We start from the raw sequence: 6,623 nt of genomic DNA, 5'->3' as shown, positions 1-6,623 counted from the left end.
GTCCATATCGTGGTATTTCTTACATACATATTTCTTATATTTGTGCCATGAACTCTGGCTCAGGTTGGCGCTTGAGGGCTGGCTCGCGCTGCGGCTGGGCAATGGCCGACGTCGGCTGTAAACCCCGATTGGCATCCAACATCGGTGGGGCGTCCACGCCGCCATGGCGCTGCATCGTCGAAATGAGCAGATGGTCGAGGGCACAGAATTCGTCCAGGGTGATCGGTCCCTTGCCGCGCGGATGGCCGTGCCCCTGGGCGGTGACGAATTCCTCTTCGAACAGTTTCTGCCTGATCAGGCCACTCGAACGTCTTCCGCGGCTCCGATGAAGAGATCGATGTCGCCCTGCTCCAGGTGCTCGACGATCCTCGGCTTGTCGGGCACCGTAAAGGCGACCTTTGCGTTGGGAGCTTGGGATTTGAACCGCGGAATGAGGTCCGGAGCCAGGATCGCTGCCGGATTGTCCGTTGCGGCAATGCGATAGACACGTTTGCTTGTGGCGGGGTCGAACAGATGAGCAGTATTCACGAAATCGCTCAACCGAGCAGCCGGACGAGTTCGGGCTCAAGTGCCAGGGTCGTTCAGCAATTGACGCAGCCGCGTCAGGCGGGCCGACAAGGCCGATTGGGTAATGTTCAATCTCGACGCCGCATGGGTGACGTTCTGGTGCTTCAACAGCGCATCGAGTGTCAGCAGCAAGCCAACGTCGAAATCCGATAGCCGTTTTGTCAATGGGACCTCGAACCAGCAGGCGCTATTCAATCGGTAGCGCTCTCTAGCACGGTTCCGGAGATTGAAGGACAATGGCTTCGAAGTTTACTGCCGCCTATGGCGATTTTGCGACAGGTGCTGCTCCTCGCCACAACGCGGCCCGACCGTTCCAGATGGCACGACTGTTTCCAGCCAGAGGTCCTAACGACGATCGGCCCGCATCTCCGTCGACTTCGGCGCCGTGCCGGGTTCTTGAACGAGCGGTCCGAGCAGCACTTCTCCGAACAGTGGCTGGTAGCGGCGGCGCACGGCCGGGTCTTCCTTGAAGGACAGTGCGTACTGGCCGATCTGGTGGAAATAGGTGATGCGCGCCCGCACGATGCTCTCGTCTTCCGAATAGCCCATGGCGCGGAACGCCCGGATGAGCAGCGCGATGCGCAGATCGTCGATGTCCTTGACTTCCTGAGCGAGCTTTTTCGATGTCCGTGACCAATCGCGAACAGCCAAGTCAAGCAGCGGGCTGAAAGGGGCTTCATCCACCCAGACATGCACGATGTCGGTGAAGAACTGCAGGCCGTCTATGTCGTGGATCTCGCGCATCGCCCAGAACGGCGCGCAATTGCTGTTTCGCCATTCCTGCAAGAGGCCGCCGCGAAGGTCCGCCAGGCTGGCAAAATGGAAATAGAAGCTGCCCCGCGTGACCTTCAACTGCTGCGCCAGGCGGTCGATCTTGACCTCGCCGATGCCGCGCTTTTCCAGCACCTTGCGCGCCGCCGCAATCCAGGCCTCACGGCTGAGCGTCTGCCGCGCCGCTTTTGATCGCACCGCCGGTCGAGGCGGTCGTTTCGTTTTCGCCAGCACGCCTTTCCCGTTCATGAAATTCGAGACCTTCGTCGCCGCGCGCAACGCGCATGGCCGATTCGCCTATCGAACCGCCCCGTGACTGCTTCGCAATTCTCCGTGTCACCGTCTATCGCCGGATACGCATTTTCAGGGCAGTGCACTGATCCGCTCCAGCATCAGCGTGAAGAACGGCGCCGGATCGATCCGGCGCAGGACATTGCAGTTCTTGCGGCGGCCGGTGACGTGCCACCAGTCGACGACGGTCATGCCTATGGTTTCGGGCGAGACGATATCGACCGTCACGGCGCACTGGCGCTGCTCGTAGATCCCCGGGGCCAGAAGGTAACCGGTGACGCACGCATCGTGGATGGGACGCGCCGCCGTCGCGAATTTGTGGGTGCCGTATTGGCGATAGAAGTCGGCCATGTTGGCGGCCTCGATCGCCGCGCGACTGCCGGTGGCGCGCAGGGCGTCGAGCCATTCAGGCGTCATCAGGGCAGTGTAGGTGCAGTCGATGCCGGCCATCGTCACCGGGACGCCGCTGTCGAACACTTTGTGCGCGGCATGCGGATCGACAAAGATGTTGAACTCCGCGGCAGGCGTGGCATTGCCGCCTTGAAAAAAGCCCCCGCCCATCAGCACGACTTCGCGCAGCCGAGGGACGATTTTCGGTTCCATGGTCATGGCCATGGCCAGGTTGGTCATCGGCCCGAGCGTGCAGACGGTCAACGCGCCTTCCGGCGCATCCATGATCGTGCGCACCAGGTAATTGACTGCGTGCTCGCTCTGCAGCGGTGTGACGGGTTCGGGCAGATCGGCGCCGTCGAGGCCCGTTTCGCCGTGAACATACTCGGCCGTGATCAGCTTGCGCACCATCGGCGCCGGGCAGCCGGCATAGACCGGCACATCGGGTCGTCCGGCAAGTTCCACGACCTTGAGCGCATTCTTCGACGTTAGGGCAAGCGGCACGTTGCCGCCGACTGTCGTGATGCCGACTACCTCGAGTTCGGCTGGCGAGCCTAGCGCGAAAAGGATCGCGAACGCGTCATCCTGACCTGGGTCGGTGTCGATGATTATCTTGCGTGGTGCCATTGTGCCGCGTTTTTCCCGTTGCGCTCGAAAGCCTATTGCTGAGGCGATTTGGATGTGTAGAAATACAGTACTGTATCTTATGTTCAAGAGAAGGTGTTCGAATGGACGCACGCGGCGACTTTTCCGAAATTCCGATCATCGATGTGTCGGCGCTCTATGGCGATGACCAGGAAGCGATCGCCGCGACGGCGGCGACACTGCGCCGCCATCTCGAGACGATCGGCTTCCTCTATGTCGTCGGGCATCCGATCCCGCGTGCCGACGTCGAAGCGGTTCGCGAAGCCAGCAAGCGCTTCTTCGCTCTGCCCGAGGAGCAGAAACTGGCGCTGAAGATCGACAGGAATTTCCGCGGCTACCTGCCCTTTGCCGGCTCGACGATCGTGACGTCGTCGGTGGCGACAGTAAGCAAGCCGAACCAGAGCGAATCGATCTTCTTCATGCACGAGGTCGAGGCCGACGACCCCAGGACATTGGCCGACAAGCCGCTGCAGGGTCCCAACCAGTGGCCGGACGAGGCAACGCTTGCTGGCTTCAGGCCAACGATTGAACGCTATGTCGATGAGATGAGCACACTGGCCCGCAAAATGGTCGGCGCCATCGCTCTTTCGCTTGGACTTCCGACCGACAGTCTCGACCGTTATTTCGATCAGCCGACAACCTTCCTGCGGTTGCTGCACTACCCGACGCAGCCGCATGAGGAGGGGCTATTCGGTTCGGCCCCTCACACCGATTACGGCTTCATTACACTGCTGGCGCAGGACAATGTCGGCGGCCTGGAAGTCAAGAACAAGGCGGGCGAATGGGTTCCCGCGCCTCCGGTCCCGGACTCCTTCGTGATGAATGTCGGCGACATCCTGGCGCGCTGGTCGAACGACCAGTTCGTCTCGACGCCGCATCGCGTCATCAACCGGTCGGGGCGCGAGCGCTATTCCCAGCCCTTCTTCTTCGACCCGTCCATGGATGAAACGATCGAGGCGCTGCCGGTCTGCGTGCCGGCCGGTAGCCAGCCGAAATATGAGCCGGTGCTCTACGGCGACTATCTGATGGAGCGCATCGACAAGAACTACCATTACCGCAAGAAAAAGGCTGCGGAAGCAGCCGGTACATAGACGGATCAATGCTTGGCTGCGGCGATGAGGACGCGAGGCCCTGATTGGAGAGCAGACTGCAGGAAACGTTGTAATCAAAAAAGGGGAACGAAAATGAGAGCACATTTACAGATGGCAGGTTTGGCGCTGGCCGCACTTGCCATAGTCTGGAGCGGACCTTCAGGCGCCGCCAAGGTGACGAAATCGGCCGAGGTTCAGCAGACCGGCATGCTGACCGTCGCCAACACGCTGGACTATGCGCCTTTCGAGTATCTCGACGCCGACGGCAAACAGACCGGGATTATCATAGAACTGGCCGGTGAGGTGGCCAAGCTGGTCGGCGCCAAGCTGGACGTGGCGCGCACACCTTTCCCCTCGATGATACCGGGCCTGGCGGCCGGCCGTTTCAAGGTCGCTTGGGAGACTTTCTCCGCCACGCCGGAGCGGCTCAAGCAGGTCGATTTCGTCATGTTCCTGAAGGCCGGCCTGGCTGTTTCGACGTCGCCGGACAAGAAGGCGAGTTTCAGCGGCGACACCCCGCTCTGCGGCAAGCGGATCGGCGTTTCGGCAGGCAGCGCATCGGATTTCCTGGTCGACAAGCTGAGCACGGATTGCACCGGCAAGGGCCAGGCAGCCATCGAAAAATCGGTCTTCAACTCGTCGACGGATATCGTCCAGGCGGTGCTGTCCGACCGCGTCGACGCCCGCATGGACGATGCGACCGCCTCGAGCTATTTCGAGGTCACCAGCAAGGGCCAGCTCGTGGTGCTGCCGACCCTCTATGAAGTCGCGCCGCTCGGCATGGCGATCGCCAAGGACGACAAGGAGACCGCCGATATGATGGTGGGCGCACTCTCCGAGCTGTTCAAGAACGGCACCTACAAGGCTATTCTCGACAAATACGGCATGGGCGCCTACGCGATCAAGGAGCCCTATTTCGTCGGCAGCATGGAGGCGTTGCGCGCCGACTGACAAAGTTTTGTCCAGTCGGACGCACTTTGTTCTAAAACTTTGATCATGCTTTCCGAAATCATTTGGGGCTGATGCGATAGCGGTTGTCGGCGTCCGGTCTCGTGCCGGGCGCCGCTTCCGGATCAAGACCAGGAGAAGCAGCGATGGGCGCGGCCCACCCAAACGAGATACGCATCGAGCCGGGCGTCGCCGAGGCGGTTTCGCGCCTGACCGTCATGCCGCAGCGCCGCTACGGCATCTGGGTCGGCACGGCGCTGGCCCTGCTGGTGGCATTCCTGATCATCCGGGCCTTCGCCAGCAACCCTGCCTTTGCCTGGCCTACGGTGGTGAGTTACCTCCTGCATCCCTCTGTCATGCGCGGCCTTGGCAACACCTTGATGCTCACCGCGGTGATCATGATATTGGCGATCGTTGTCGGCACGGTCATCGCCATCATGCGCGTGTCGCCAAGCCCGGTGCTGCGTGCCTTCGCGGGTCTGTACGTCTGGTTTTTCCGTGGCGTACCGGCCCTGATACAGCTGATCTTCTGGTTCAACCTGTCGCTGCTGGTGCGCGAAGTCTCGTTGACCATCCCCTTTGTCGGCACGCTGTTTTCCGTGCGCACCAATGATTTCATGACTCCGTTCTTCTCTGCCGTCGTCGCCCTTTCCCTGTGCGAGGCGGGCTACATGGCCGAGATCATCCGGGCCGGCATCAAGTCGGTGCCGTCGGGCCAGGCTGAGGCGGCGAGCGCGCTTGGCATGCCGTACCGCATGATCCTGAAGCGCATCACGCTGCCGCAGGCGATGCGCTTCGTACTGCCGCCAACCGGCAATGAGGCCATTAACCTCCTGAAGATGACGTCGCTGGTGACATTCATCGCCGTCGACGACCTGTTCTATTCGGCGCAGAGCATCTATGCGCGCACCTTCGAGACGATCCCGCTTCTGATCGTGGTCGCCTTCTGGTATCTCGCGGTAGTCAGCATCATGTCGGTGGGACAGCATTTCCTCGAGCGACATTTCGGTCGCAGCGATACGCGCCGCGATGCCGTGACGATGCGCTTCCTGCGCAACATCATCAGCCTGCGTGGCATTTCCCGATGAGCGACGTGAAGGACGAAAATCGCGCCCGCTTCGGCGTCCCAGCCGACTCCATGGTTTTCGCGCGCGGCGTGCGCAAATCCTATGGTCCGCTCGAGGTTCTCAAGGGTGTCGATCTCGACGTACCCGTCGGATCGGTCGCCTGCATCATCGGCCCTTCGGGTTCCGGCAAGAGCACATTCCTGCGCTGCATCAACCATCTCGAGAAGCTCAGCGCCGGCATCCTGCTCGTCGACAGTCAGTTCGTCGGCTACGACCTTAGGGACGACAAGCTCTACGAGGTCAAGGACGACCTGCTTTGCCGGCGGCGCGCCGAGACCGGCATGCTGTTTCAGTCGTTCAACCTGTTCTCCCACATGACCGTGATGGAGAATTTGATTGAGGCGCCGACGCAGGTTCGGCGCATCCCCCCGGACGAGGCAAAGGCCGAAGCGGAGATTCTGCTTCGGCGCGTCGGTCTCCTGGACAAGGTCGACCGGTATCCGAGGGAACTGTCCGGCGGCCAGCAGCAGCGTGTCGCCATCGCGCGCGCGATGGCGATGAAGCCGAAAGTCCTGCTCTTCGATGAGCCGACATCGGCGCTCGACCCCGAACTCGTTGGCGAGGTGCTGCAGGTCATGCGCGATCTGGCCGAAAGCGGCATGACGATGGTCGTGGTCACCCACGAGGTAGGCTTCGCCCGCGAGATCGGCGATCAGCTGGTTTTCATGGATGGCGGTGTGATCATCGAACGCGGCGCTCCGCGCGAGATGATTGCCAATCCGGTATCGCCCCGAACCCGCGAGTTCCTGTCGCGGGTGCTTTGACGGCAAGAGAATCCACCCAAGAGAAGATC

General features: G+C 61.3%; 8 protein-coding genes. 4 read left to right on the top strand and 4 right to left on the bottom strand.

Annotation, left to right across the window (positions count from 1 at the left end):
- Positions 1-294: 294 nt before the first annotated feature.
- The 4 genes from ENZ75_RS35130 to ENZ75_RS16240 form a co-directional block, all read right to left on the bottom strand.
- Positions 295-540: a LysR substrate-binding domain-containing protein gene (locus tag ENZ75_RS35130; protein ID WP_063170133.1), complete on the bottom strand. Its 246-nt coding sequence runs from the start codon at positions 538-540 to the stop codon at positions 295-297.
- A gap of 24 nt (positions 541-564) precedes the next feature.
- The gene (locus ENZ75_RS35125) at positions 565-699 is read right to left on the bottom strand and encodes a LysR family transcriptional regulator (RefSeq protein ID WP_245462541.1); all 135 of its coding nucleotides are present in this window, start codon (positions 697-699) and stop codon (positions 565-567) included.
- Positions 700-912: 213 nt separating this feature from the next.
- Positions 913-1,587: a TetR/AcrR family transcriptional regulator gene (locus ENZ75_RS16245; protein WP_013530362.1), complete on the bottom strand. Its 675-nt coding sequence runs from the start codon at positions 1,585-1,587 to the stop codon at positions 913-915.
- 114 nt (positions 1,588-1,701) lie between these two features.
- The gene (locus ENZ75_RS16240; RefSeq protein WP_013530363.1) at positions 1,702-2,646 is read right to left on the bottom strand and encodes a nucleoside hydrolase; all 945 of its coding nucleotides are present in this window, start codon (positions 2,644-2,646) and stop codon (positions 1,702-1,704) included.
- Between the two features lie 101 nt (positions 2,647-2,747).
- Here ENZ75_RS16240 and ENZ75_RS16235 point away from each other — a divergent pair, with 101 nt between their 5' ends.
- The 4 genes from ENZ75_RS16235 (at position 2,748) to ENZ75_RS16220 (ending at position 6,594) form a co-directional block, all read left to right on the top strand.
- The gene (locus ENZ75_RS16235) at positions 2,748-3,755 is read left to right on the top strand and encodes a 2-oxoglutarate and iron-dependent oxygenase domain-containing protein (RefSeq protein ID WP_013530364.1); all 1,008 of its coding nucleotides are present in this window, start codon (positions 2,748-2,750) and stop codon (positions 3,753-3,755) included.
- Positions 3,756-3,848: 93 nt separating this feature from the next.
- Positions 3,849-4,706, top strand: a complete 858-nt coding sequence (locus tag ENZ75_RS16230; RefSeq protein WP_063170135.1) for an ABC transporter substrate-binding protein — start codon at positions 3,849-3,851, stop codon at positions 4,704-4,706.
- 143 nt (positions 4,707-4,849) lie between these two features.
- Positions 4,850-5,791, top strand: a complete 942-nt coding sequence (locus tag ENZ75_RS16225) for an amino acid ABC transporter permease (protein WP_013530366.1) — start codon at positions 4,850-4,852, stop codon at positions 5,789-5,791.
- Positions 5,788-6,594 carry an amino acid ABC transporter ATP-binding protein gene (locus tag ENZ75_RS16220; RefSeq protein ID WP_013530367.1) on the top strand — a complete coding sequence of 269 codons (807 nt, stop codon included), beginning with the start codon at positions 5,788-5,790 and terminating at the stop codon, positions 6,592-6,594. The genes ENZ75_RS16225 and ENZ75_RS16220 overlap by 4 nt, the downstream gene beginning before the upstream one ends.
- The last annotated feature ends 29 nt before the right edge of the window (positions 6,595-6,623 follow it).

Origin of the sequence: Mesorhizobium sp. M7A.F.Ca.CA.002.04.1.1, assembly GCF_004022805.1 — a bacterium.
Taxonomy (GTDB): domain Bacteria; phylum Pseudomonadota; class Alphaproteobacteria; order Rhizobiales; family Rhizobiaceae; genus Mesorhizobium; species Mesorhizobium ciceri.
Note: the sequence above shows the minus strand (reverse complement) of the source record. Positions and strands in the feature narration are given on the sequence as shown.